Source organism: Rouxiella sp. WC2420, assembly GCF_041200025.1.
GTDB lineage: Bacteria > Pseudomonadota > Gammaproteobacteria > Enterobacterales > Enterobacteriaceae > Rouxiella.
Genome location: NZ_CP165628.1, coordinates 107366 through 132743, shown reverse-complemented (window position 1 = coordinate 132743; position 25378 = coordinate 107366). Strand labels below are relative to the sequence as shown.

The 25378-nt window shown below is 53.0% G+C and carries 22 protein-coding genes and 1 tRNA gene; 14 read left to right on the top strand and 9 right to left on the bottom strand.

Annotated features, from left to right (window positions below):
* Window positions 1-2 precede the first annotated feature (2 nt).
* From AB3G37_RS00635 to AB3G37_RS00625, 3 genes are all read left to right on the top strand, one after another.
* Window positions 3-1355, top strand: coding sequence for an MmgE/PrpD family protein (locus tag AB3G37_RS00635; protein WP_369789398.1), 1353 nt, complete (start codon window positions 3-5; stop codon window positions 1353-1355).
* A gap of 70 nt (window positions 1356-1425) precedes the next feature.
* Window positions 1426-1713, top strand: coding sequence for a DUF1778 domain-containing protein (locus tag AB3G37_RS00630; protein WP_009635584.1), 288 nt, complete (start codon window positions 1426-1428; stop codon window positions 1711-1713).
* Window positions 1714-1715: 2 nt separating this feature from the next.
* On the top strand, window positions 1716-2219 hold the full coding sequence (locus AB3G37_RS00625) for a GNAT family N-acetyltransferase (protein WP_369789397.1): 504 nt from the start codon (window positions 1716-1718) through the stop codon (window positions 2217-2219).
* Here AB3G37_RS00625 and AB3G37_RS00620 read toward each other — a convergent pair.
* From AB3G37_RS00620 to AB3G37_RS00605, 4 genes are all read right to left on the bottom strand, one after another.
* Window positions 2216-3466, bottom strand: a complete 1251-nt coding sequence (locus tag AB3G37_RS00620) for an NAD(P)/FAD-dependent oxidoreductase (RefSeq protein ID WP_369789396.1) — start codon at window positions 3464-3466, stop codon at window positions 2216-2218. The two genes, AB3G37_RS00625 and AB3G37_RS00620, sit on opposite strands and share 4 nt — an antisense overlap.
* Before the next feature lie 96 nt (window positions 3467-3562).
* Window positions 3563-3916, bottom strand: coding sequence for a RidA family protein (locus tag AB3G37_RS00615; protein ID WP_009635581.1), 354 nt, complete (start codon window positions 3914-3916; stop codon window positions 3563-3565).
* 21 nt (window positions 3917-3937) lie between these two features.
* Window positions 3938-5437 carry an amidase gene (locus AB3G37_RS00610; RefSeq protein WP_369789395.1) on the bottom strand — a complete coding sequence of 500 codons (1500 nt, stop codon included), beginning with the start codon at window positions 5435-5437 and terminating at the stop codon, window positions 3938-3940.
* A gap of 34 nt (window positions 5438-5471) precedes the next feature.
* Entirely contained in the window at window positions 5472-6701 is a 1230-nt protein-coding gene (locus tag AB3G37_RS00605; RefSeq protein WP_369789394.1) for an MFS transporter, read from the bottom strand.
* A 186-nt stretch (window positions 6702-6887) separates the two neighbouring features.
* On the opposite strand from AB3G37_RS00605, the gene AB3G37_RS00600 reads away from it, so the two are divergent.
* Together AB3G37_RS00600 and AB3G37_RS00595 are read left to right on the top strand one after the other, a co-directional pair.
* Entirely contained in the window at window positions 6888-7793 is a 906-nt protein-coding gene (locus AB3G37_RS00600) for a LysR family transcriptional regulator (RefSeq protein ID WP_009635578.1), read from the top strand.
* 159 nt (window positions 7794-7952) lie between these two features.
* Window positions 7953-9488, top strand: coding sequence for an FAD-dependent oxidoreductase (locus AB3G37_RS00595; protein WP_369789393.1), 1536 nt, complete (start codon window positions 7953-7955; stop codon window positions 9486-9488).
* A 33-nt stretch (window positions 9489-9521) separates the two neighbouring features.
* On the opposite strand, the gene AB3G37_RS00590 is transcribed toward AB3G37_RS00595, so the two are convergent.
* A complete protein-coding gene (locus AB3G37_RS00590) occupies window positions 9522-10418 on the bottom strand; it encodes a LysR family transcriptional regulator (protein WP_369789392.1) in 897 nt (298 codons plus the stop codon).
* A gap of 240 nt (window positions 10419-10658) precedes the next feature.
* On the opposite strand from AB3G37_RS00590, the gene AB3G37_RS00585 reads away from it, so the two are divergent.
* Window positions 10659-11084, top strand: coding sequence for a VOC family protein (locus tag AB3G37_RS00585; RefSeq protein ID WP_009635575.1), 426 nt, complete (start codon window positions 10659-10661; stop codon window positions 11082-11084).
* Between the two features lie 128 nt (window positions 11085-11212).
* Here the strand turns inward: AB3G37_RS00585 and catC are convergent, their stop codons facing one another.
* The 4 genes from catC to AB3G37_RS00565 all read right to left on the bottom strand — a co-directional run bounded on the left by catC (window position 11213) and on the right by AB3G37_RS00565 (window position 13065).
* Window positions 11213-11503, bottom strand: a complete 291-nt coding sequence (gene catC / locus AB3G37_RS00580) for a muconolactone Delta-isomerase (RefSeq protein ID WP_369789391.1) — start codon at window positions 11501-11503, stop codon at window positions 11213-11215.
* Window positions 11504-11725: 222 nt separating this feature from the next.
* A tRNA-Pro gene (locus tag AB3G37_RS00575) sits at window positions 11726-11802 on the bottom strand.
* Window positions 11803-12005: 203 nt separating this feature from the next.
* Window positions 12006-12431: an organic hydroperoxide resistance protein gene (locus tag AB3G37_RS00570; protein WP_369789390.1), complete on the bottom strand. Its 426-nt coding sequence runs from the start codon at window positions 12429-12431 to the stop codon at window positions 12006-12008.
* A 169-nt stretch (window positions 12432-12600) separates the two neighbouring features.
* On the bottom strand, window positions 12601-13065 hold the full coding sequence (locus tag AB3G37_RS00565; RefSeq protein ID WP_369789389.1) for a MarR family winged helix-turn-helix transcriptional regulator: 465 nt from the start codon (window positions 13063-13065) through the stop codon (window positions 12601-12603).
* 108 nt (window positions 13066-13173) lie between these two features.
* Between AB3G37_RS00565 and AB3G37_RS00560 the strand changes: the two genes are divergently transcribed.
* From AB3G37_RS00560 to urtD, 8 genes are all read left to right on the top strand, one after another.
* A complete protein-coding gene (locus AB3G37_RS00560; protein ID WP_369789388.1) occupies window positions 13174-13764 on the top strand; it encodes an HD domain-containing protein in 591 nt (196 codons plus the stop codon).
* Window positions 13765-14063: 299 nt separating this feature from the next.
* The gene (gene atzF, locus AB3G37_RS00555; protein ID WP_369789387.1) at window positions 14064-15908 is read left to right on the top strand and encodes an allophanate hydrolase; all 1845 of its coding nucleotides are present in this window, start codon (window positions 14064-14066) and stop codon (window positions 15906-15908) included.
* A 12-nt stretch (window positions 15909-15920) separates the two neighbouring features.
* Window positions 15921-19610 carry an urea carboxylase gene (uca, locus tag AB3G37_RS00550; protein WP_369789386.1) on the top strand — a complete coding sequence of 1230 codons (3690 nt, stop codon included), beginning with the start codon at window positions 15921-15923 and terminating at the stop codon, window positions 19608-19610.
* Window positions 19611-19622: 12 nt separating this feature from the next.
* A complete protein-coding gene (locus AB3G37_RS00545; RefSeq protein WP_009635569.1) occupies window positions 19623-20342 on the top strand; it encodes a GntR family transcriptional regulator in 720 nt (239 codons plus the stop codon).
* Between the two features lie 189 nt (window positions 20343-20531).
* Entirely contained in the window at window positions 20532-21800 is a 1269-nt protein-coding gene (gene urtA, locus AB3G37_RS00540) for an urea ABC transporter substrate-binding protein (protein ID WP_369789385.1), read from the top strand.
* 128 nt (window positions 21801-21928) lie between these two features.
* Window positions 21929-23485 carry an urea ABC transporter permease subunit UrtB gene (gene urtB, locus AB3G37_RS00535; protein WP_369789384.1) on the top strand — a complete coding sequence of 519 codons (1557 nt, stop codon included), beginning with the start codon at window positions 21929-21931 and terminating at the stop codon, window positions 23483-23485.
* Entirely contained in the window at window positions 23485-24561 is a 1077-nt protein-coding gene (gene urtC, locus AB3G37_RS00530; RefSeq protein WP_009635566.1) for an urea ABC transporter permease subunit UrtC, read from the top strand. The genes urtB and urtC overlap by 1 nt, the downstream gene beginning before the upstream one ends.
* Entirely contained in the window at window positions 24558-25358 is an 801-nt protein-coding gene (urtD, locus tag AB3G37_RS00525) for an urea ABC transporter ATP-binding protein UrtD (protein ID WP_009635565.1), read from the top strand. The genes urtC and urtD overlap by 4 nt, the downstream gene beginning before the upstream one ends.
* The last annotated feature ends 20 nt before the right edge of the window (window positions 25359-25378 follow it).

Genomic DNA, 25378 nt, shown 5'->3' with positions numbered 1-25378 from the left:
AAATGAACGTGATTGAAGCCATTGCCGACTGGAGTTGTCGTCAAGACCAGTTTAGTCCTCGCGCGAGGGAGTTGGCGCGGATTGCCATTACCGATACGCTGGCCTGTCTCTATGCCGGACAAAATGATTTTTCGAGTCTGGCCGTGCGCCGGGCGTTCGAGGACTATCTCAATCCTGATGCTGGTGCCAGCGTGATTGGCGGCGGCAAAGCTCCGGCCGCGATCGCCGCACTGCTCAACGCCACCGCGGCCCACGCCATCGATTATGACGACAATTTCCAGCCGGGCATGAGCCACGCCTCGGCGGTGCTGGTTCCCGCCCTGTTGGCCGTTGCCGATGAAACTAATGCCAGCGGCGGCCGGCTGATCGATGCCTATCTGATCGGTTTGCAAGCTCAGGCTTTTGTCGGCATGGGCGTTGGGCCTTCGCATTACACCGCAGGCTGGCACGGCACCTCGACCGTGGGCTGTATCGGCACCGCGGCGGGCGTGGCTTGGCTGATGGGCCTGGATGAGGCAGGCATCGCGCGAACGCTGAGTAACGCGGTAAGTTTTGCCTCCGGCACCAAGGGGCAATTCGGCACACCGATCAAACCATTACATGCAGGATGGGCAGCCCGTAACGCGATAGATGCGGCGCGTTTTGCCGATCAGGGCATGCGCGGGCGCATCGACATTTTGGAAGCCCCGCAGGGATTTATGGAAATGTTTGGCGGCGCGTCGGCCACGGGTTGGGACATTGCAGCCATTCTTTCCACACAAAAACACGTCATTGAAACCACGGGAGTAATGCCAAAACGCCATCCGTGCTGCGGCTCCACGCATATGATTATCGATGCGTTGGCCGATCTGCGCGAACAGCACGATTTTGCCGATGCCGAGGTAGTCAGCGTAGATACGCTGGTCGGCATCGCCAATCAACGCAATCTGGCCTATGAGCTGCCTCAGGACGAAATGCAGGCTCGTTTTTCGATGCAATACTGTGTCGATACCGTGCTGCGCAATGGCGCATTAGGGGTCCGAGATTTTACGGCGGAGCGGGTTGCCCAGTTGACCGATCCTGCCAGATTGGCCCGCATCACCATGCGTGCCTATAGCGCCGAGCAGGAGAAAGACACCCCGCCGGCTGAGCGCCTGCCGCATCGCATTACTGTCACCCTTAAAGATGGCCGCGTGCTGGAAGCAGAACGCAAACTGGCGAAAGGCAGCCTTGTGGAACCTTTCACCTCTGCCGATCGCCTGCAAAAATTTGTGGACTGCTGCGCCGCTCTGCCCAATGCCAGAGCCTTGTTTATGCAGCTTGAGATGCTGGACCAGCAAGAAGATTTGGGATTCTTGATAGACCTGTATTCTTAATGAGCAATATCGTAACGACAATGACATTACACGATGCTATGATTGAGCCAAATATCAGGAGGCTCAATCCATGCCGTCATTAAATATACAGCCTTATAAACGAGAGGCTTTAAACCTTCGCATCAAAGCAGAAGACCGGGATCTCATCGACCGGGCAGCGCAGATTAAAGGTAAAAATCGTACTGATTTCATTCTTGATGCAGCAAAATCTGCGGCGCAGCTCGCATTGTTGGATCAATCCGTCATCATGGCTAACCCAGAGGCCTACGCAGAGTTTATAGTGCAGCTCGATGCTCCTGCACAAATCAATCCAGCATTGCAGAAAACACTAGCCACTCCAGCACCTTGGGATGAATAAATATGACATTGGATGCTCCCTTACCGCTGAAGGAACAGCATAGGTTTAGTGATTTTGACTGTGGTGAAACAAGCCTGAATGAATGGTTAAACAAAAGGGCAAAGAGTAATCAAATTAGTGGGGCTTCAAGAACGTATGTCGTTTGTGACAACGGCAAAGTCGTGGCTTTTTATTCGTTGGCCTCGGGTGGGGTGACTAGCCTTTCCTGTTCTGGAAATATAAAACGCAACATGCCCAATCCGATCCCTGTGGTCTTCCTTGCACGTCTGGCTGTGGCAAACAGCCACAAAAGACGAGGAATAGGTCGGGCATTGGTTCGCGATGCCGTCATAAGAGTCGTAGCCGCTGCCGAAACTATTGGCATACGAGCCTTCGTTATCCATGCAATTGATAGTCATGCCAAAGAGTTTTACCAAAGCCTCGGTTTCGAATCTTCTCCGCTCGATCCATTGATGCTAATGGCTACTTTGACGAGTCTTCGTCTCAATCTTGTTGAGAAAATCTAAAATCTTCTCCCGGCGCTAAACGGCTGCATATCGATCTGCGGTTTTTCGCCGGTCATTAGCGCGGCTAAAAGCTCGCCGGTAGCGGGCCCGAGAGTGAATCCCTGATGGCCGTGACCAAAGGCGCACCACATTCCTGGCACATCTGGCACAGCACCGATCACTGGCTTCATGTCAGGCATACAAGGTCGTGCGCCTTTCCACGGCTCCGGGTCCACGCGATCGCCAATCGGCAGCAGGTCACGAGCAATGGCCTCGCAGTCGATTAACTGTTTCGGCGTTGACGGGCTGTCAATCAGCGCCAGCTCAGCACCGGTCGTTAAACGTAAACCGTTTTTCATCGGCGCAATCAGATAGCCGCGCTCTTCATCCAGTACCCAATGGTTTAGCTTGCGATCGGGCAAGGCAGCGTAATGCATATGGTAACCGCGTTTAACGAACATCGGCGGTGCGAAGCCAAAACGTTCGGTCAATTTGGTGGTCCACGGCCCCAGCGCAATCACTACCTCGGCAGCCGTCACTGTTTCGCCATCACGCGTGCGAACCTGCCAGCCAGCAGCGGTTTTCTCAAGGGTTAACGCATCGCCGAACAGCATCTCGCCTCCGCGCCGATTAAACAACTCGGCATAGGCTTTCACCAGATCGCCAGGACTGCGCAGCGTCCACGGATCAGTCCAGTGAACTGCTCCCACCAGCTGCCCTTTGGCAATGCCAGGTTCCAGTTCGGCCAGCTGTTGTTGATTCAATTTGCGATGATTTACCCCATGCTCCCGTTGCAGAGTGTCAGCCTCGGCAAAGGCAGCCTCAAGGTTTTTCTGGCTGCGCATCAGCATCAACCAACCCTGCTTTTCAACCAGAGACTCGGCCTGTGCGGCCTTGATTAAATCGGCGTGGGTATCAATCGACATGGCGATCATTGAGGCATAGTCTGCCGCAATTTTCTCATAAGCTGCCGGAGCCGAATGGTTAAAATAGCGTAACAAAGGGCCAGCGACGCGTGGCAGCGCCGAGGCGTGATAACGCACGTCGAGACGACGATTGGTGGCGGCAGTGCCAATCACCGACAACGCCCGAGGAAAACCGTAAGGCCGCACAGCTTCTCGCTGAATAATTCCGGCATTGCCAAATGAGGTTTCCTGCCCGGCTTCCTGTCGGTCAAACAGCGCAACCGATTTTCCTTTTGCCTGTAAATGCAGGGCGCAACTGACGCCCACCATTCCGGCGCCTAACACCAATACATCGTATTTCATGCCTTCAGACCCCATAAAACCATGCCATCAAATTCCATAAACTTGCTTGATGAGACACTGTAAAACGCCGCCTCTCACCGCCAAAAACAATGACGATTAGGCTGGAATTTTTGCTATCACCGTAATTTCCATTTTCGCGCCTTCGGCCATCATCCCTGATTCCACGGTAGTTCTGACCGGCAACGGTGCAGTAAACCAGCGGGCATAGGCTTTATTAAACTCGGCAAAATAGGCTTTGTCGGTCAAATAAACGGTGCAGGAAAATACGTCTTGCAGGCTAAGGCCATTTTCTTCCAAACGAGCTTTGACGCGACCCATCATGGTATCGGTCTGTTGAGTGACGTTCGAAGCAAAAGTGCCGTCGGCTTCAAACGCCACTTCACCGGAAAGATAGGCCAGGCCGTCAACGATGCGGATTGGCGAGAAAGGCAGATTGGTAGGAATACTCATGAAGTTGCTCCTTAAAGTAAATTAATTGCCGACCGGCAGATAAAAGTCAGGCATCTCGGCGATCGGACGTGTTGTTTTAAGACCTTCAATATTCGGCACTGGCCGACGAGTTTTAGCATCGTCTTTCAACTGCTCTTGCAGCGCATAAGCCATGCGCAACAGTTCGACATCGCCACCCCGTGGGCCGATGATTTGCAAACCAAAAGGCATTCCGTAACCGTCAACGCCCACCGGCAGGGAAATCGAAGGCAGGCCGCCAATGGTCGAAGCATAGGCCAGCGCCAACCAATGGTAATAGGTTCGTGTCGCCTGCCCGTTGATTTCTTTAGGATAAAGCTCAGTCCAGGCGCGCGGGCTGATAGTCACCGATGGTGCGAGCATAAAATCATAATCATCAAAAAAGGTCTGCCAGCGGCGATAAATCTGGGTTTGCAGATCCAGGCCACGGGCGATGTCCTGCGCGGTATAGCGCAGCCCCTCTTCAACGTTGAGTCTGACATTTTCCCCGACCTGGCTTGGATCACGCTGATAAAGCTCGCGCGTGCCGGTCAAAAACATCAGCGAGCGGATCTTTTCAAACGCCTCGTCAGTGCCGCTGCAATCAGGGGTGGCGTATTCAGCGCTTTTGAAAACATGACTGAAAAGATTAGTTTTATCAATAAAAGTCTCTGCCACGCCTTTTTCGGTTGGCGCAAAACCGAAATCAGTGGTCAGCGCCACTCTCTGGCGGGATAAATCCAGCGGTGCAATCGGGGTAAATTCTGCGGCATTGCGCATCTGTCGGCCGTGAACGGTATGCGAAAGCGGATCGCTTTTGTCTTCCCCCATCATCACGGTAAACAGTGTTGCCACGTCTTCCACAGTGCGCGCCATCGGTCCGAGGGTGGAAATTTGTAACCAGGCAGTACCACGTTTTTCGGCCGGAATAAGTCCTGCAGTCGGTCGAAAACCAACAACGCCGTTAAACGCTGCGGGATTACGCAAAGAGCCGCCGGTATCAGAACCGGTGGCAATCGGGAACATGCCGCTGGCCAGGCCCGCAGCCGAGCCACCCGACGATCCCGCTGCTGATTTAGTGTTATCAAAAGGATTGCCGGTGGTGCCGTAGACCGGGTTACGCGAGTTACCGCCCGCGCCCCACTCAGGCACGTTGGTTTTACCAATAATGTTGGCACCGGCTTCGCGCAGCACTCTGACCAGCCGCTCATCTTTTTCCGGAATGAAATTCTTGCGCGACAGGCTACCGCAGCTGGTCGGTAAACCAGCGGCGTCGATCATGTCTTTAACGCCCAACGGCAAACCGTGCAATGCACCCAACTCATCGCCACGCAATACTGCCTGTTCCTGTTGGCGCGCGGCGCGGCGGGCGGCGTCGAAATCATGGGCGACTACCGCATTAATCGCCGGATTCACCTGCTCAATACGGCGGATGCAACTCTCAGTCAGCTCGACGGGTGAAATCTTTTTTTGCCCAATCATACTGCGGGCTTCGGTAGCCGACAGATCGCAAAGTTCGGTCATGACATCTCCTTATCGAAAATCATCTTAAGCGGGATTAAAACTGCCCTGCTTTAATCTGTTTACTGGTCGGTGTGCGCAGGGTCACGCTGATAATTACCGAGCAAGCGGCGGCAGCCATCAGGAATAGAAACGCCGCGGAATAACTAAAATGCTGTACTAAAATACCGATCGCCAGAGGAGCAACAAAACCCGCAGCCTGACCACCAAAGTTAATAATTCCGATCCCTGTTCCGACCATTTTTTCTGCCAGAATTTTAGTGGGCAAGGCAATAGCCACCGCAAAGACAAAGGATTTAAAGAAATAGACACAGGCCTGAGCGGCGATCACCGCCGAAATTGACTGCGCGCTGTACATAAAATAGAGGAAAAAGGCAGTCAGCGCGGCGCTCACCATCAGCATGTATTTTTCTTTACCGTCGAAGAATTTAATCATTACCCAACCGCCGATCATCGTGGCAATGCCCGCGGTCAAATACGGTATCGGTAATAAAATTCCCACAGCCTTAAGATTCATCCCGCGCTCGGTCATCAGGTAAATCGGCATCCATGAATCAAGCCCTTTATTAATCAGGCTAAGCCCAAACCATACGGCGGCCAGTTTCCACATTAAAGGTTTTCTGAGTAGCTCTTTGAGGTCGGCACCGTTCATGCGTTGATGAGCCTGAGTAGTGCTTTCTTTGCGACGGACTGTACAGCCGTAAACCAGCACAAATAGAATGCCGAGGCCGCCAATCATCATAAATACGTGACGCCAGCCGAAATGAATTAATAACGGCGCAATTAACAGTGGGGCAAGCATGCTGCCTATATAATTGGAAGACATCAGGAAAGAAGACATTTTAGGCTTGTCTTCCAGACTGAAATTCTCGGTCACGCCTTTTATAGACGCCGACGGGAAAATCCCCTCGCCTATACCAAATAGCAAACGGATCGCCAGTAGCGAAGTCAGCGACCAGGCCGTGCCGGTGAACAAGGTAAATAGCGACCAACAGCCGATGCCGATCATCACGATCACTTTCGATCCAAAACGGTCAGCCAACCAACCGCCCGGCAGTTGCATCAGCCAGAAACCAAAATAAAATATACTTAATACCAGGCCAATTTCGGTAGGTGAAAGACTCAACTCTTTGGCGATTGCCGGGGAGCTGAAACTCAGTACTACGCGGTCGATAAATGCGATGCACCAGGCGGTGTAAAGCAGGCCAAGTACCCAATACTTATTGTCTTTTGCTGTCTTATCAATAACTGCATCTACCATGTTCATTTTCTCCGTGCGGATGAAATAAGAACCCGTTTTGATTTAACAGTCGACCCAAGCAATGCTGCATGATTTTATTATTAATTGACCTTTTTAGGCCTGATTGCATCCTATCCAGCCCTCAGCCATACTTCCAGTTCAACTTTTTGAACACTTCATTGCCGAAACGGCAAACTTTGAGGCCCCACATTCATGAGCTCACGTATTCTTCAGGACACGGCCATCCGCTATTTTCTGGAAGTTGTGCGCTGCGGGTCGATTAGTGAGGCAGCCATTAAACTAAACGTTGCCGGTTCTGCCATCAGCCGCCAAATCAGCGGACTCGAAGCCAGCCTGAATACTCAGCTGTTTGAACGACGCAAGCGCGGCATGATCCCCAGCGCCGCAGGCGAGCTGTTGGCCGCCTATGCATTCAAAAATCAGCTCGAAACCGAGCGCGTCAGCAATGAAATCATAGAATTACAGGGTATGAGGCGCGGCGAGGTGCGAATGGCCAGCACCACCGGATTTTCGATCGATTTTCTGCCGCAGGCGATTAGCGAATTCCGTGAGCGTTACACCGGCATTCATTTTCATCTTGATGTGGTCAATGCTAAAGAAGTTACCCGGCGGCTTCTCGAAGGGGAAACCGATATCGGCCTGACTTTTAGTCAAACGCCCGAGCCAAATATCAACGTGCAGTGTCGCCGAAGCGCGCCGATTTATGCAGTCATGAATCAGGCACATCCGTTGGCTGGAAAGCAGAGTTTGCGCCTCTCACAGCTTGCAGGTTACTCACTGGGCATGCCGACGCGTGAAATCATGATGCGCAGCGTGATTGATGCCTGCTGCAGTCGCCAGGGTTTACTCATTGAGCCAACTTTCACCACAACGTCGATGATCTCGCTGCTATCTTTTGCCAGTTTGAATGGCGGGATCATTTTTTCCACTGAATTATTGGTTCGACACTATCTTGAAACCTACAAACTGGTGGCAATCCCCATTTCTGATCGTGATATGAATTCTTTAAACATGGAACTGCACACCCTTGCAGGCCGAACCCTGCCTAAGGCAGTCTCCAGTTTTGTCGATCTATTGCAACAACGGCTGCAGCAATAAGCTGTTTAAGAAACGAATTTTCTCCACCGCTTCCGATTCCTCCTAATCCCTGCCACTAGCGTGGCATACCTCGGCATGACTGCTAGGCTTAATACTGTCCTGCTTTTTGTAGGGTCTTTGTTGAATAAACAACCACACAGAAAAGATAAGGAGCATGTCGTGGCATTTAAAAAAGCAATCAAGCTCTCGGAGCTGGAGAACAATCAGCTTAAACAGGTAGAAATCGACGACACCAAAATCGTGCTGGTCCGTCAGGACGACAGCGTGCATGCGTATCAGGCAAATTGCCCGCATGCAGGTGCGCCACTGGCCGAGGGCGCTGTGTGTGAAGGTAAACTGGTTTGCCCTTGGCACAAAGCCGTGTTTGATCTTAACGATGGCAGCCTGGAGCAGCCACCTGCGCTCGAAGGTTTAAAACAGTACGCGGTGAAAATCAGCGGCGGAGTGGTGATGGTCGACCCTGATGGAGTGAGTCAGCATACTCACCTGCAAGCCGGTGATGACAGCGATCAGATAGTCATTCTGGGTTCGGGTGCAGCGGGTAGTGCCGCGCTGAGCACCCTTGAAGAAAGTGGTTATCACGGCAGAATCGTGGTTATCGATCAGGAAAAAAATGCCGCATACGATCGTACCGCACTGACTAAATTTGTGCCCGACGGCAGCATGGATGTCTCTGACGTTCCCTCCTTGCTCGACGATGACGCCTTTGGCAAAAAAAACGTGCAACGTATCGTCAGCACGGTCACCAGCATTGATCGCAAAAAGAAAAAACTGCTTCTGGCCAACCAGCAGCACGTGTCTTTCAAAAAATTGCTGATTGCGACCGGTGGATCGCCTAAACGCCCTGAACTGCCCGGGGGTGCACTGAGCGGGATCCACGTTTTACGTAATTTGCAGCAGGAGAAAACGCTGCTTTGTGCCGTCGATGAGTTAAAGCAGCTGGTGATTATCGGTAACAGCTTTATCGGCATGGAAATGGCCGCGGCGCTGCGCAAACGTGATATCGCCATCAAGGTGATTGCTCCTCATCCACTGCCGTTTGAAGCACAGTTTGGCGAGAAAATTGCGCAATATTTCCGTGCGTTGCATGAACATAACGGCGTTGAATTTATCGATGGCGAGGTAGTAGGCTTTAGCGGCGATCGTCGGGTAGAAGCGGTAGAATTGAAAGACGGTTCCAGCGTAAAAACCGACGTCGTACTGTTGGCAACGGGTGTCGAACCCGTGACCTCATTTGTTCACGATTTACCGCTTAACGATGACGGCAGTTTGCAGGTCGATGAATATCTACGAGCTGCCGAAGATATCTATGCGGTTGGCGACATTGCCAGTTTCCCGCTGGACGGCAAGTCTACGCGCATTGAGCACTGGCGCGTGGCTCAACAGCAAGGGCGTACAGCGGCTAAAAACATGATTGGCGAACACGAAGCCTTTGATCGCGTTCCCTTTTTCTGGACTCAGCACTTCGGCACTCGTTTCGAGCATTTGGGCAACCCGCAGCGATGGGACAAAGTCGAGATTATCGGTTCACTTGAAGATCAGGATTTTGTCGTGCTGTATGGCCTGAAAAATCATCTGGTTGGCGTAGTCGCAACCGGTCGTGAACGCACTACCGGCAAGCTTTTACTGCAAATGCAGCATGATTTGACGTTGAAACAGGCGCACAAACTGGTGGATGAAACAGAAGAAGGCTGATCCACCGCCCCTCATCCATATCCTGAAAAGGGATTAACCTTCACGTAATCCGTGGATGTGGGGCTGCTCAGCCACTTCGTGCAGGCATCGCCCAATCAGCATATGCAGCGGCGATTGCCTGTTCGCGTGGCGCATCACTACAATCAACTCCCGGTTGAAAGTAAATTCGCCCAGCGATATCACCCGCAAATCTGCTTTTCTTTCGAGCCATAGCCCGGCGAGTGGCACCAGCGCGACGCCCAATCCGCTTTCCACCATTTTTACAATTGCATCAATCTCATCGATTTCCAGCGCGACCTTAGGTTCCAGCCGATGGGTACGCAAAAACTGACTCACCATACGGCCACCAAACGACGTGCGATCGTAACGGATAAACGGCTGTTCCCGAATTAGCGTAAAACAATCATCCCCCGCAGTTTTCGAAGGTGCAATCAACACAAACGGCTCGCGTGACAAGGTTTCGCTATGCAAATCCTTGGCCAGAGGAAATCCAGGTTTGATAACAATCGCCAAATCGATATTTCCAGCATCGACCTGCGTCAACAGATTGAAAGACACGCCCGGAACGAGCTTGGTTTCAAGTGCCGGAGCATTCTGATGCAGTTTAACCAACACTTTCGGCAGCAGCCCGGTCTGAAAAGTTGAAATTGCGCCAATCTTTATCACCCCACGAAAATCACTGAGGCTTTCCGGCTTTGACATGCTGGCAAAGATCTCGATAATTTGCTCCGCCATAGGCAGCACGCGGCTTCCGGCAGCATTTAGCACGGCGGTTCGCCCGGTGCGATCAAACAACGCCATACCGAGATAATCTTCCAGCCCTCGGATTTGGGCACTGACCGCCGATTGCGTCAGGCCGATGCGCTGGCCGGCGGCGGCGAAGGTGCCATCCTGCGCTACTGCAATAAACGTTTTTAGCTCACGTAACATCGCCGCCCCACTCATCTGTTTTATTAATGAATCACAACAATAATATTTGTTTTTAATTAAAAATTTTATCGATAAGAATGGATGAACACAACCTAACCTTACATTTCCTCCGTCATTGAAGTCTCATCGCGCTGCTTTAAGTTCGGCAAGCCAGTAAATCTCCGATGAATCTAACCGTCTCAGATTTGCCGGGAAAAAGCTGCACAGACTTGAGTTACCACGAGGATCAGGAGTAATAACATGGCATTAAGTCCGTTCCATCTTGCAATTCCAGTTTACGATTTAGCAACCTGCCGCGCTTTTTACGGCGAAACCTTTGGACTCGCTGAAGGCCGTTCAAGTGAGCATTGGGTAGATTTTGATTTTTATGGTCATCAGTTGGTGATTCACGAGCATCCAAAGACTGTGACGCAAGAATCTGCGCATACCAACCCGGTGGACGGTCATGACGTGCCGGTTCCGCATTTTGGTATCGTGTTGGGCTGGCAAGAATGGGAAGCACTGGCGGAAAGGCTGAAGTCGTTCAACATTAAATTCGTGATCGAACCTTACGTGCGTTTCAAAGGCCAGGTCGGCGAGCAGGCCACCATGTTCCTGCTTGATCCCTGCGGTAACGCGCTAGAATTCAAGGCATTTAAGGATATGAGCCAGCTGTTTGCCAAATAATCGATAGCTGTCGATAAGGCGGGGATAAACATTTATCTTCCGCCTTTTAGCTCCCTCTCAGACTAAAGCTAATAAATTTTTAGCTACGGGAAGGCTAAGCAGAGTTACTGTTATTAAAAATACCGGGTTTAAAAGTCACCCTCACGGATTGAGGCGGGATGTTTGCACAACGCATCGACCTTAATTTCCATAAAGGGAAATAGCGGCAATCCAGACAAAATGTCGTGCAATTCGGCGTTATTTTCAACATCAAAGATGCTGACATTGGCGTAACTGCCTGCGATACGCCAGATATGACGCCACTTCCCTGAAGACTGTAAATCCTGAGCATACTTTCTTTCTCGCGACTTAATCTCATCCGCCACTTCAATCGGCATGTCATGAGGCAATTTCACGATCATTTCAACTTTGAATAACATCTTGATCTCCCTTGTTAATAGACACAGAAAATTCGCCAGCATTTCTGCATATCAGAGAATGTTATAAGGGATTTTTCGGGAGATATCCTCTGCAGGATAGTTTTAATGGATTTTCAAGCAGAAATTCTGTGCATTTAAAAAACGGTTCTGAAAGACAGAATAAATTAAAACGCCAAAAAGCAAAAAACCCGCGAGCCATAAGCTTGCGGGTTTTTCTAAATGTGGTCGGCGAGAGAGGATTCGAACCTCCGACCCACTGGTCCCAAACCAGTTGCGCTACCAAGCTGCGCTACTCGCCGAATTGGGCCGCATCTTACTGCCGCTGGTTGTGGCCGTCAATCCCTTTTTAGCCCCATCTCGTCAACTGCTTATAAAACACGCTAACTGATGCTAAAACGGTGATTTTTACCGCTAAAGAGAACAATTTTACTTGTTGAAGTACTCAAAATAATAAAAAGGGAGGCATTTGCCTCCCGATAATAACTGTGACTTTTTAACGGATTTATTTAACGGTCAAAGTCACGTCAATATTGCCGCGAGTAGCGTTTGAATAAGGGCAAACCTTATGCGCTTTCTCAACTAAAGCTTCCGCTACGCTGCGTTCGATACCTGGCAGGGTAATATCCAGTGCGACTTCGATACCGAAACCACCTGGGATCTCACCAATACCGACTGCGCCTTCAATTTTTGCATCAGCAGGAATACGTACTTTTTCCAGTGAGGCAACGTGTTTCAACGCGCCGAGGAAGCAGGCCGAGTAGCCCGCAGCAAACAATTGCTCAGGGTTGGAAACTTCGCCACCTGCGCCGCCCATTTCTTTCGGCAGACCCAGTTTTACATCCAGAACGCCGTCTGATGAGGTTGCACGGCCATCACGACCACCGGTAGCTGTAGCATGTGCGGTATAAACAACTTTTTCGATAGACATAATAATTTCCTTTAAACGATGAGTTCGATTATTTGTGATTGGCTAACCAATCGATGCTTGATTTGGAATATAAAAACATTTTTGTATAAAATGCGCTATTAAATCGCGCGCTATATTTATGAGTGTAGCAGAGGCGCAAATTCTTGCACGTTCACTCACTCAAAATCTTTTAGGCTTTCTTGTGCAGATGGCCCCTCAGGGTCTGCAATTGTTGCTTGATCGCCGTCATTTCTTCAACGCTGCATTCAGAGGCACAGGCAACCGCCTCAGGAATACTCAACGCTTTCTGCTGCAATGCGCGTCCCGCATCGGTCAGGGTGATAATCACCTGACGCTCATCGACCTGCGCACGGCGGCGAGTCAAAAGACCGGCAGTTTCAAGACGCTTTAATAAAGGCGTCAGCGTTGCCGAGTCCAGAAATAACTTTTCACCGATATCCGAGACCATCAGTTCGTCCTGCTGCCACAACACCAGCATCACCAGATACTGGGGATAAGTCAGATCAAGCTCGCCTAGCAGCTTGCGATAGACTTTATTCAACGCCAGATTGGCGGAGTACAGCGCAAAGCACATCTGCTGATCGAGATGGAGCATGGATGGCGATGTGTTGTCGGAATAAGTTTTTGTGTTCATGAATACAATATAGATAGCGCGCGATATTATAGCAAGCATATTTACAATTGGTGCTTTTGGTACACGACGTGCTATAACAATTCAAGGCGTATTGATAGAGGAAAAGCGATGAGCAGCTTAGTCGATAAAGCAAGACGTTATGCCAGTAAAGCGCACGCTAGCATCGATCAGCGGCGAAAATACACTAATGACCCGTATATTGTGCATCCGCAGGCGGTGGCCGATATTGTCAGCAGCGTGCCGCATTCTGAAGAAATGCTCGCCGCAGCCTGGTTGCACGATACCGTGGAGGATACCTCAACGACTCTGGATGACATCAGCAACCATTTTGGTCCGCAAGTCGCTGAATTGGTGGGCATGTTGACCAATGTCAGCGTCAACTGCGCGGGCAATCGCATTGAAAAGAAAAATCTCGACCGCTACCACAGCGCCAAAGCTTCTGCCGATGCAAAAACCATCAAACTCGCCGACCTGATCGATAATCTCCGTTCGCTGGTCACTCACGATCCGGATTTCGCTAAAACTTACCTGATTGAAAAGCGTTTGTTGCTGGCGGTATTGAAAGAAGGCGATCCCACGCTGTGGCGACAGGCAGAACACATCATTAATGACAGCCTGCAACGCCTCCACCAGCCGCCACACAACGTCCCAAGCAGCTGGTTTCAGGGCACCGAGCAGGCATATTTAGCAGCGAAATAATGTAGGTCATCAATGGCCTTTGAACCTGTTCACGGAACCACTTGTCGTGAGCCATGCTATTCATAATAAGACCAGCGGGTAATCCTCCTTCACTGATTACAAATCATTTGAATGACAAAAACCCTTATAAATCGCCGATTAGTTGCCCTGAAATTGTACAAATGCCCCGCAGTGGGGATGCATGTTATCGTGCAATTTATCGCCTATTTTTTTAATATTCATTAAAATCATAAAGTTAAAAAATGGCACGCCGCTTGCTTAGATGAATTCAATCTTGTGTACTAGATGGAATTCAACTCATGGCCTCAGTATCGACTCCTTACACCGGTTTTCAGTTACGTGATTGGCAACACCATTATCAAAGCGCGCCGGACAGCCTGCGCAGTTCATTGGGTATCGTCCTTGGCAGCTTAAGCGCCGATGATAATGCCTGGCTTTATCGCGCCAATCCCGCCCAGCTTGAAGAGCAAATTGCCCAACTTGAAACCTTGCGCGATCAGTCGGGCGGATCTCTCGCCGCGCTGCCGCTGTTTGGCGTACCGTTTGCAGTAAAAGATAATATCGACGTCGCGGGCTGGCCGACCACCGCCGCCTGCCCGGCTTTCGAATATATTGCCGAGCGAGATGCTGCTGTAGTTGCCAACCTCAAGGCCAAAGGCGCGGTAGTGATTGGCAAAACCAATCTCGATCAGTTCGCTACTGGTCTCGTCGGCACCCGCTCCCCTCACGGCGCGGTAAAAAATACCTTTAATCCTGAATACGTTAGCGGTGGATCCAGCTCAGGCTCTGCCTCGGTACTGGCACGCGGTCTGGTCGCCTTCTCACTTGGCACCGACACCGCCGGTTCTGGTCGCGTGCCAGCCGGTTTCAATAATATCGTCGGCCTCAAACCAACCAAAGGCTGGCTGTCGAATCGCGGCGTAGTTCCTGCCTGCCGCCTGAATGACGCCGTCTCCATTTTCGCCCTCACCGTTGCCGATGCCTATCAGGTCGCCACAGCGGCCGGTGGTTACGATCCACAAGACGCCTATTCTCGGGCCAATCCGCACACGGCTCCGGCGGCAATGTCTTCCCAGCCGCGCTTCGCCATACCGGATACGCTGGAATTTTTTGGCGATCGTGAATCTGAAAAAGCCTTCCAACAGGCGCTGGATAAGCTGGTCAGCAACGGTGTCAGTCTGGTGAAAATCGACTTTACGGCATTTAAAGAGTTGGCCGAGCAGCTGTATTACGGTGCATGGGTCGCAGAGCGCACCGTGGCGGTAGGCAAAATTTTTGAAGAAACGCCAGAGGTGATGGACCCGGTAGTGCGCGGCATCGTCGCTAATGGGCTGAAATATTCCGCTGTCGATGCGTGGAAAGCAGAATATCTGCGCGCCGAGCTGTCCCGCCAAATCAATCTTGCGCTGGAAGGTTTCGATGCGCTGGTGGTGCCGACCTCGCCGACCATCCGCACCCTCAAAGAGATGGCACAGGAACCGGTGCTGTTTAACTCGCAGTTTGGCACCTATACCAATTTCACTAATCTGGCTGACCTGAGTGCGCTGGCACTGCCCGCTACCCTTCGCGATGACGGTTTGCCATCTGGCATCACCCTTATTGCCCCAGCCTGGCACGATGGAGCCCTCGCCGCTTTTGGCCGCCAGTGGCAGCGCAGCCTCTCTCTGCCTTTAGGCGCGACCGGCAAAACCCTCAATGCCGACAACGCGATGACCGGCCCTGTCGCAGCAAGCGGCGATCACGTCCGCGTTGCCGTAGTTGGCGCACATCTTACCGGCATGCCGCTGAATTTCCAGTTGACGACTCGCAACGCCGTTCGCGTCGAGCAAACCCGCACTGCCAACGATTACAAACTCTATGCCCTCGCCAACACCCAGCCGCCGAAACCGGGCCTGGTGAAGGCCGAAGGCGGTAGCAGCATTATTGTTGAACTGTGGGACATTCCACTGGCGCGCTTTGGCGAATTTGTGGCTGAAATCCCTGCTCCGCTGGGCATTGGCACCCTGCAACTGGCCGATGGTCGCAGCGTGAAAGGCTTTATCTGCGAGCCGTGGGCGATTGCCAGCGCCACTGATGTGACCTCGTTCGGCGGCTGGAGAAGCTATGTCGAGCATCTGAAATCAACCGCTGCCAAAAACGCCTGAGGAGCCACGAACATGTTCAATACTGTCCTGATTGCCAACCGGGGTGAAATTGCCTGCCGCGCCATTCGTACCTTGAAACGTCTGGGTGTGACCAGCGTAGCGGTTTATTCCAATGCCGACAGCAATGCGCCACACGTTACCGATGCCGATATTGCCGTCGCACTCGGCGGTGAAAAAGCCAGTGAAAGCTACCTGCTGATTGACAAAATTTTGGCCGCCGCCAAAGAAACCGGCGCGCAGGCGATTTATCCGGGCTACGGTTTTTTATCCGAAAGCGCCGAATTCGCCGATGCCTGTGAAGCCGCGGGGATCGCGTTTATCGGCCCGACTGCGCATCAAATCCGTGAATTCGGCCTCAAGCACCGCGCCCGTGAACTTGCAGCCATTGCCGATGTGCCGATGACGCCCGGCACAGCCCTGTTAGACAGTATTGAAGAAGCCGTCACCGCTGCGGCGAATATCGGCTATCCGATTATGTTGAAAAGCACCGCAGGCGGTGGCGGGATTGGTTTAACCCGCTGTGACGATGAAGCCGCGTTGCGTGCCGCATGGGACAGCGTAAAACGCCTCGGCGAGCAGTTTTTCCGTGACGCCGGTGTGTTCCTCGAGCGTTTCGTCGATCGCGCCCGTCACGTGGAAGTACAGATTTTTGGCGACGGCAAGGGCAACGTGGTTGCTCTCGGCGAGCGTGACTGCTCTTTGCAGCGCCGCAACCAGAAGGTGGTCGAAGAAACTCCCGCGCCGAATCTGCCTCAGGCGACTCGCGAAGCCCTGCATCGTTCAGCGGTCAAGCTGGGAGAATCAGTAAACTATCGCAGCGCCGGTACAGTGGAATACATCTACGATGCCGCGCGCGACGAGTTTTATTTCCTCGAGGTCAATACCCGCTTGCAGGTTGAGCATCCGGTGACCGAGATGGTGACCGGTCTGGACCTGATCGAATGCATGCTGCGCGTCGCCGCCGATGAGCCGCTGGACTGGCCGCGTATGCAGCAGCCGCCGAAAGGCGCATCGATTGAAGTGCGTATCTACGCTGAGGATCCGCTGAAAAACTTCCTGCCAAGTCCGGGTGTATTGACCGAAGTATTCTTCCCGGAAGATGTTCGCGTCGATGGTTGGGTTTCTACCGGCAGTGAAGTCTCGGCGTTTTATGACCCGATGATCGCCAAGCTGATTGTTTACGGCGACAACCGTGAGCAGGCGTTGGAAAAAATGTCTCAGGCACTGGCGGCCACGCGTTTGCACGGCATTGCCAGCAATATCGATTATCTGCGTCAGGTAGTGGCGACTCCGCTGTTCCATCAGGGCGAAATGTGGACTCGCATGCTCGACAGCTTCGTGTACAAACCACAGGCTGTAGAAGTGATCTCCCCCGGTACCTACAGCAGCATTCAGGATTACCCGGGCCGCCTCGGCTACTGGGATATTGGCGTGCCGCCTTCGGGTCCGATGGACGATTTTGCCTTCCGCCTCGCCAACCGCATCGTAGGTAATCACCTTGATGCCGCAGGTCTGGAATTTACTCTGCAAGGCCCGACTTTGCGTTTCCACTGCGATGCCACTATTGCACTGACCGGCGCGGCGTGTCCCGCCGATCTGGACGGCAACGAGGTTGCCTACTGGCAGCCGATTGATATTAAAGCCGGACAAGTATTAACCCTGGGCCGCGCCACCAGCGGTTGCCGTACCTATCTCGCCGTGCGCAACGGGTTCGACGTGCCGGTGTATTTGGGCAGCCGCTCGACCTTTGCTCTCGGCCAGTTTGGCGGTCATGCCGGTCGCACTTTACGTGTCGCCGATATGTTGACCGTTTCGCAGCCAGAGCTTGCCGCCTGCACCACCCCGGCACCGGTAGATTTACCGCAGGCCGCTGCCGCTCATATCGTCCCGGCTTACGGCGATGACTGGAGTATCGGCGTGCTTTACGGCCCGCACGGCGCACCAGATTTCTTCACCAAAGAGTCAATCGACACGTTCTTTGATTCTGAATGGCAGGTGCATTACAACTCAAACCGCCTCGGCGTGCGTCTTACCGGTCCAAAACCGCAGTGGGCGCGGCTGGACGGCGGCGAAGCGGGCTTGCATCCTTCCAACGTTCACGACTGCGAATACGCGATTGGCGCAATCAACTTTACCGGCGATTTCCCGGTGATCCTGACCCGTGACGGACCGAGTCTCGGCGGTTTCGTTTGTCCCGTGACTATTGCCAAGGCCGAGCTGTGGAAGGTCGGTCAGGTGAAACCAGGCGATCGTATTCGCTTCCATCCGATCAGCTTCGAACAGGCGCAGGCGCTGGAAATGGCGCAACAAGGCACTATCGACTCGTTAATGCCGATTGAAGCGATGGAGATGCAGGTACCGTCTTTACTGCCCGCCAAGACGGCTTCTGCGACTATTTTAGCCGAGCTGCCAGCCAGCGAAGACCGCCCTTGCGTGGTTTATCGTCAGGCCGGTGATGGCTATGTACTGATCGAGTACGGCGATAACGTGCTGGATTTGGCGCTGCGTCTGCGTATTTATCTGTTAATGAAGGCGATTCGCGAAGCCGCCGAGCCGGGAATTGAAGAACTTTCACCGGGCGTGCGCTCGTTGCAGGTTCGCTACGACAGCCGCGTGCTGCATCAGTCAGCGTTGCTGAAACACCTGCTGGCGTTGGAGCTGCAGCTGGCCGACGTCAGCCAACTGAAAATCCCGACCCGTATCATACACATGCCGATGGCTTTTGAAGACGCCGCCACACTGGCCGCCGTCGAGCGTTATCAGCAAACCGTGCGCGCCGAGGCGCCGTGGCTGCCAAACAACGTTGATTTCATTCAGCGCACCAATGGTTTAGCCAGCCGTGAAGAAGTCAAAGACATCCTGTTCAATGCCAGCTATCTCATCCTTGGGTTGGGGGATGTATACCTCGGCGCACCTTGCGCGGTGCCGATTGATCCACGTCATCGCCTGCTGAGCTCGAAATATAACCCGGCCCGAACCCATACCGCCGAGGGCACGGTAGGTATTGGCGGCATGTATATGTGCATTTACGGCATGGACTCACCGGGAGGCTATCAGCTGGTGGGCCGTACACTGCCAATATGGAATAAATTCCTTAAAAACGAACAGTTTGAACAGGGCGAACCGTGGCTGTTGCACTTCTTCGACCAGGTACGTTTCTATCAGGTCACCGAAGCCGAGCTTGAAGAGCAGCGCGACGCTTTCCGCGAAGGGCGCGCTCAGGTTCGCATCGAGCAGACTGAGTTTGATTTCGCCGAATATACCCGTTTTCTTGCCGATAATGCTGAAGATATCGCCGATTTTCGCCAGCGTCAGCAAAGCGCATTTATCAGTGAAGTGGCTCATTGGCAGGCGCACGAAAGCGCGGCGGTTGATGCTGCCGTCAACGGTGCGCAACCAGTTGAAGACCTCGCCGATCAGCCGGGCCAGCTGGTGAGCGCTGATTTGAACGGCAACATCTGGAAAATTCTGGTTGAACCCGGCCAAGTCGTTGAGGCGGGTCAGCCGCTGATTGTGGTTGAGGCAATGAAAATGGAGCTGTCTGTTAATGCTCCTTGTGCAGGCACAGTGCTCAAGATCGCTTGCCAGCAGGGCCGTCCGGTGGGTCCCGGCGATGCGCTTCTATGGATCGATAAAGACAGCATCGATAAAGATGGGATCGGTAAAGTTGCCATCGGTAAAAACGAGTCCGACAACGTTTAACAAGGATTATTTATGCAGCTTACCGGCGCACGAAGCGGACGCAGCAAGGCCCGCCCGGAAGGATTGGCAGAGCGGATTTATCTACAGCTGAAAGACGATATTTTTAGTTTTCGCATGCTGCCGGGCGACCGCTTTAGCGAAAACGAAGTCGCAGAACGCATGGAAGTCAGCCGCACGCCGGTGCGTCAGGCGCTGTTCTGGCTTGAGCGCGAGGGTTACGTGGAAGTGTTTTTCCGCAGCGGCTGGCAGGTGCGCCCGTTCGATTTCGAGTATTTCGAACAGCTTTATGACCTGCGCATCGTGCTGGAACTCGAGGCGGTAAAACGCCTTTGCGCTCAGGCAGAAACGCCCGAAGCTCTGCTGCCTCTCAAGAGTTTCTGGATAGACGAGCCAAGGCTGGAAGACGGTCAAATCGTTTCACGTTTCGACGAAGAATTTCACATGGCGCTGGTAGCGGCGGCGGGCAACGGCGAGATGGCAAAAATCCATCGCGACCTGACCGAGAAGATCCGCATTATCCGGCGGCTGGACTTTACCAAGGACGCGCGCGTCAACGCGACCTACAGCGAACACGCGAGCATCTTGCTCGCCATCATGCAACGCCAAACCCAGGAGGCACAGCGCCAACTACAAGATCACATTGCCGTCAGTAAAGCCGAGGTGCGCAAAATTACTTTACACATGCTGCACCAGGCGCGACCAGAAAACGATGTCGATACCCCGTCATCGTGACTTTTTTAAAGTGGTTTTTCTCAAAGTAGCTTTTTAAAAACAGCACGCCCTATAGATTTTATGGTGCAGAGAGCGGCAAGCGGGCAAATCACCTGTCACTTACTTAAGTCAGTGGCCGGTGTGAAACTGCGCAGGTAACGCATCTGCAACGTGAAAGATGACGGGCCCAGTACTTAACAGGGGACTTATATGCAACGTCGTCGCTTTATCAAAGCTTTTGCTCTCTCGGCAACCGTGGTCAGCATGGGTCTGGCATTCACTGCACAGGCCGCCGATACCATCAAGGTGGGTATCATGCATTCGCTTTCAGGCACCATGGCCATTTCCGAAACGCCTCTGAAAGATGTCGCGCTAATGACCATTGACGATATCAATGCTCACGGCGGTGTGTTGGGTAAAAAACTTGAACCGGTGGTGGTTGACCCAGCTTCAAACTGGCCGCTGTTCGCTGAAAAAGCGCGTCAGTTGTTAACTCAGGACAAAGTTGCCGTTGTGTTCGGCTGCTGGACCTCGGTTTCGCGTAAATCCGTGCTGCCGGTATTTGAAGAGCTGAACGGCCTGTTGTTCTATCCGGTGCAGTACGAAGGCGAAGAGATGTCGCCAAACGTGTTTTATACCGGCGCAGCTCCAAACCAGCAGGCAATTCCGGCGGTACAATACTTGATGAGCGAAGACGGCGGCGGTGCCAAACGCTTCTTCCTGCTGGGTACAGATTATGTTTATCCACGCACAACCAACAAAATTCTGCGCGCTTATCTGCATTCCAAAGGCGTTCAGGATAAAGACATCGAAGAAGTGTATACGCCGTTTGGCTACAGCGATTATCAAACCATCGTTTCTAATATCAAGAAATTCGCAGCTGGCGGTAAAACAGCAGTTATTTCAACCATTAACGGTGACTCTAACGTTCCATTCTATAAAGAGCTGGCCAACCAGGGCGTGAAAGCCACCGACGTACCGGTTGTTGCCTTCTCGGTTGGTGAACAAGAGCTGCGCGGGATTGATACCAAACCACTGGTCGGTGATTTGGCGTCATGGAACTACTTCCAGTCGCTGGATAATCCAACCAACAAAGCTTTCGTCGCTGAATGGAAAGCCTATGCCAAGGCGCATCACCTGCCGAATGCCGATTCTGCTGTAACCAATGACCCGATGGAAGCGACTTATGTCGGCATCCACATGTGGGCGCAGGCGGTGCAGAAAGCTGGCACAACCGACGTCGACAAAGTTCGCGCCGCGATGGCAGGTCAAACCTTCAAAGCACCAGATGGCTACACCCTGACCATGGATGCCACCAACCATCACCTGCACAAACCGGTAATGATCGGCGAAATCCAGTCCAACGGCCAGTTCAACGTCGTTTGGCAGACCGACAAACCTATCCGCGCCCAGCCGTGGAGCCCGTATATCCCAGGCGACGACAAAAAGCCTGATTATCCGGTGAAAACCACTCAGTAGTTAATCTGGCTCTCCACCAAGGCCTGCACCTTGGTGGAGAGTAAGTTTATTAGTGATTTTTATAAGCGGTGATGACCATGATGAAACTCTTGCGCCTCCTACGTTTGCCACTCAGCCCCAGGCCGAGCATGCGAACCCTCACTTTCCTGCTTTGCTGCCTGCCGCTGTGGGCCAAGGCCGGTCCTGCTGACGATTTTGCAGCAGCCAGCCGCTCGGAGCAGGCTACGCTGCTTCAGCAGTGGGCAAGCGATCCGCAGCCAGAACGGTTGCCACTGTTAGAGGCATTAAAGCAGGAAGATGTCGTGATTGATGAAGCGCACCACGCGTTTGTTCAGCAGGGCAATGTACTGACACCGCTGGAAGGGACCGCAAAACCGCAGGGTGATGTCAAACCTGTGTGGCTTAACAATCGGATACGAAATCTGATCAACAATGCCCTCTCTGCCCATCGTCTGGTCAGCAAAGACAGCGCAGTGCGTTTGCAGGCTGCCAAAACCTTGCAGCGCGAAGCACAGGCCGACCAATTACCGCTGCTTACCAAGCGTTTGGCGCTGGAACAAGACAGCGTAGTACACGAAGCGTTAAGCATTGCGCTGGCCAATTTACAGCTCGCTGACCCGAATCCTCAGGTTCGCCTGCACGCTGTCGAGCTGCTCGGCGCGTCGTCGGACCCGGATACTCAGGGGCATTTACAGCCGCTGACCGACCCTAAAATTGAAGCTGATGCCACGGTGCGCACCGCCGCGTTGGCAAGCCTGAAGGCCGTGCAGCATCGCCTGATGATTGGCGACTGGCTGGGGCAGGCTTTTACCGGACTTTCACTGGGATCGATTCTGCTGCTGGCAGCATTGGGTCTGGCAATTACCTACGGCCTGCTCGGCGTTATCAATATGGCGCACGGCGAGATGCTGATGCTTGGCTCCTATTCCACCTACATGGTGCAGTCGCTGTTTCAACATTACGCGCCCGGGCTGCTGGCGATATACCCGCTGGTGGCGCTGCCGGTGGCGTTCTTTATTACGGCTGGCATCGGCATGCTGCTCGAGCGCACGGTGATCCGCCATCTATATGGTCGTCCGCTGGAAACTTTGCTGGCAACGTGGGGTATTAGCCTGATTCTGATTCAAGGCGTGCGGGTGCTTTTTGGCGCGCAAAACGTCGAGGTTGCCAACCCGAACTGGCTGTCTGGCGGTATTCAACTGCTGCCGAATCTGGTGCTACCGTACAACCGAATCGCGGTGATCGTTTTTGTATTGCTGGTGCTGGCATTGACCTGGCTACTGTTGAATAAAACCCGTCTCGGTATGAATGTTCGCGCTGTAACACAGAATCGCGCAATGGCGGCCTGCTGCGGCGTACCGACGGGTAAGGTCGACATGCTGGCGTTTGGACTCGGCTCGGGCATTGCCGGTCTGGGCGGCGTAGCGCTGTCGCAGCTGGGTAACGTCGGCCCCGAGTTGGGCCAGGGTTACATCATCGACTCCTTCCTGGTGGTGGTGCTCGGCGGCGTCGGTCAACTGGCCGGAACCGTGGTCGCGGCGTTTGGACTGGGTATCGTCAATAAAATCCTCGAACCGGAAATCGGTGCGGTATTGGGCAAAATCCTGATCCTCGCGCTGATCATCCTGTTTATCCAAAAACGTCCGCAGGGACTCTTCGCCTTCAAAGGCAGGGTGATTGACTGATGACGCAACCATTGACGATTACCGGCGTGCAGAAAGCGCCGCGCGTGGCGATAAGCGTGGGCATACTGGTGCTGATTGCGCTGCTGATCATGCCATTTTTGGCGCTGCTGCCGCAGACCAATCCTCTATCGATTTCAACTTACACCCTGACACTGGTGGGCAAGATCCTGTGCTATGCGATCGTCGCGATCGCGCTGGATCTGGTTTGGGGCTATGCAGGCTTGCTGTCTCTCGGCCACGGACTGTTTTTTGCCCTCGGCGGTTATGCGATGGGGATGTACCTGATGCGCCAGGCCTCAGGCAGCGGCCTGCCAGACTTTATGTCGTTCCTGTCATGGACTGAACTGCCGTGGTTTTGGGCCGGAACCCAGCATTTCGCCTGGGCTTTGTGTCTGATTGTTTTAGTGCCCGGCGCGTTGGCTTTTGTATTCGGCTATTTCGCTTTCCGTTCGAAAATAAAAGGGGTCTATTTCTCAATCATGACCCAGGCGCTGACTTACGCCGGTATGTTGCTGTTTTTCCGCAATGAAACTGGCTTTGGCGGCAACAATGGCTTTACCGGCTTCACCACCCTGCTCGGTTTTCAAGTCACCGCCACCTCGACCCGCGTTGGACTGTTTATCACCACCGTTCTGCTGCTGGTTGCCAGTCTGGCCTTGGGTTTTGCACTGGCGCGCAGCAAGTATGGCCGCGTTTTGACGGCAGTACGCGATGCCGAGAACCGTCTCATCTTCTGCGGTTACGATCCAAAAGGCTTCAAACTTTTCGTGTGGACCGTCTCGGCGATGATTTGCGGCCTCGCCGGGGCTTTATATGTCCCGCAGGTTGGCATTATCAATCCCAGCGAAATGTCCCCGACCAACTCGATCGAAGCAGCGATTTGGGTCGCTCTGGGCGGTCGCGGCACACTGATTGGCCCCATTCTGGGCGCTGGCATCGTTAACGGTGCCAAAAGCTGGTTCACTGTAGCTATCCCTGAATATTGGCAGTTTATTCTGGGCGCAATGTTTATCGTCGTGACTTTGTTCCTGCCAGAGGGGGTAATTGGCCTGCTGCGTAAGAGGAAGGCGCAATGAATTCAATGACGATGGATCTCTTTACTCAACAACAGCCTGCGGATCAACATCGCGAGCAGACCGATCCAATTTTGATGCTGGATAAAATCAACGTCAGCTTTGACGGTTTTAAAGCCCTGACTGACCTGTCGATGCGGATCGGCGTTGGCGAACTTCGCTGCGTAATCGGCCCCAATGGCGCGGGAAAAACCACGCTGATGGACGTGATCACCGGCAAAACACGTCCGAAATCAGGGCAGGTGCTGTATGACCAAAACATCGACCTGACGCGGTTGGACCCGGTGCGTATCGCGCAGTCGGGCATTGGCCGAAAGTTCCAAAAACCCACGGTTTTCGAAGCGCTAACGGTGTTTGAAAACCTCGAAATTGCCCAGAAAACCAATAAATCTGTCTGGGCCTGTCTATGGGCCAAAATGAACAGCGAGCAGCGCGATCGCATCGACGAGATGCTGAAAACGCTGCGTTTGCAGGGCGAGCGCCATCGCATGGCGGGTATGTTGTCCCACGGCCAAAAACAGTTTCTGGAAATTGGCATGCTGCTGGTGCAGGAACCACATCTGCTATTGCTTGATGAACCCGCTGCGGGCATGACCGATGCAGAAACCGAATACACCGCCGAGCTGTTTAAATCTCTGGCAGGTAAGCATTCGCTGATGGTGGTGGAACACGATATGGGCTTTGTGGAAACTATCGCCGATCACGTCACCGTGCTGCATCAGGGCCAAGTATTAGCAGAGGGATCGCTACGCGAAGTGCAGGCCAACGAGCAGGTTATTGAAGTTTATCTGGGCCGCTAAACTGCGTCGCAGGGAGAGAA

Excerpts from the sequence above, each read along its gene's own strand:
- AB3G37_RS00565 (WP_369789389.1), bottom strand. The coding sequence starts at position 13,065 with ATGAACACAAAAACTTATTCCGACAACACATCGCCATCCATGCTCCAT.
- AB3G37_RS00630 (WP_009635584.1), top strand. The coding sequence starts at position 1,426 with ATGCCGTCATTAAATATACAGCCTTATAAACGAGAGGCTTTAAACCTT.
- uca (WP_369789386.1), top strand. The coding sequence starts at position 15,921 with ATGTTCAATACTGTCCTGATTGCCAACCGGGGTGAAATTGCCTGCCGC.
- atzF (WP_369789387.1), top strand. The coding sequence starts at position 14,064 with ATGGCCTCAGTATCGACTCCTTACACCGGTTTTCAGTTACGTGATTGG.
- AB3G37_RS00545 (WP_009635569.1), top strand. The coding sequence starts at position 19,623 with ATGCAGCTTACCGGCGCACGAAGCGGACGCAGCAAGGCCCGCCCGGAA.
- AB3G37_RS00635 (WP_369789398.1), top strand. The coding sequence starts at position 3 with ATGAACGTGATTGAAGCCATTGCCGACTGGAGTTGTCGTCAAGACCAG.
- AB3G37_RS00615 (WP_009635581.1), bottom strand. The coding sequence starts at position 3,916 with ATGAGTATTCCTACCAATCTGCCTTTCTCGCCAATCCGCATCGTTGAC.
- urtB (WP_369789384.1), top strand. The coding sequence starts at position 21,929 with ATGCGAACCCTCACTTTCCTGCTTTGCTGCCTGCCGCTGTGGGCCAAG.
- AB3G37_RS00605 (WP_369789394.1), bottom strand. The coding sequence starts at position 6,701 with ATGAACATGGTAGATGCAGTTATTGATAAGACAGCAAAAGACAATAAG.
- AB3G37_RS00620 (WP_369789396.1), bottom strand. The coding sequence starts at position 3,466 with ATGAAATACGATGTATTGGTGTTAGGCGCCGGAATGGTGGGCGTCAGT.
- urtC (WP_009635566.1), top strand. The coding sequence starts at position 23,485 with ATGACGCAACCATTGACGATTACCGGCGTGCAGAAAGCGCCGCGCGTG.
- AB3G37_RS00590 (WP_369789392.1), bottom strand. The coding sequence starts at position 10,418 with ATGTTACGTGAGCTAAAAACGTTTATTGCAGTAGCGCAGGATGGCACC.
- urtD (WP_009635565.1), top strand. The coding sequence starts at position 24,558 with ATGAATTCAATGACGATGGATCTCTTTACTCAACAACAGCCTGCGGAT.
- AB3G37_RS00610 (WP_369789395.1), bottom strand. The coding sequence starts at position 5,437 with ATGACCGAACTTTGCGATCTGTCGGCTACCGAAGCCCGCAGTATGATT.
- AB3G37_RS00560 (WP_369789388.1), top strand. The coding sequence starts at position 13,174 with ATGAGCAGCTTAGTCGATAAAGCAAGACGTTATGCCAGTAAAGCGCAC.
- AB3G37_RS00585 (WP_009635575.1), top strand. The coding sequence starts at position 10,659 with ATGGCATTAAGTCCGTTCCATCTTGCAATTCCAGTTTACGATTTAGCA.
- catC (WP_369789391.1), bottom strand. The coding sequence starts at position 11,503 with ATGTTATTCAAAGTTGAAATGATCGTGAAATTGCCTCATGACATGCCG.
- AB3G37_RS00625 (WP_369789397.1), top strand. The coding sequence starts at position 1,716 with ATGACATTGGATGCTCCCTTACCGCTGAAGGAACAGCATAGGTTTAGT.
- urtA (WP_369789385.1), top strand. The coding sequence starts at position 20,532 with ATGCAACGTCGTCGCTTTATCAAAGCTTTTGCTCTCTCGGCAACCGTG.
- AB3G37_RS00600 (WP_009635578.1), top strand. The coding sequence starts at position 6,888 with ATGAGCTCACGTATTCTTCAGGACACGGCCATCCGCTATTTTCTGGAA.
- AB3G37_RS00570 (WP_369789390.1), bottom strand. The coding sequence starts at position 12,431 with ATGTCTATCGAAAAAGTTGTTTATACCGCACATGCTACAGCTACCGGT.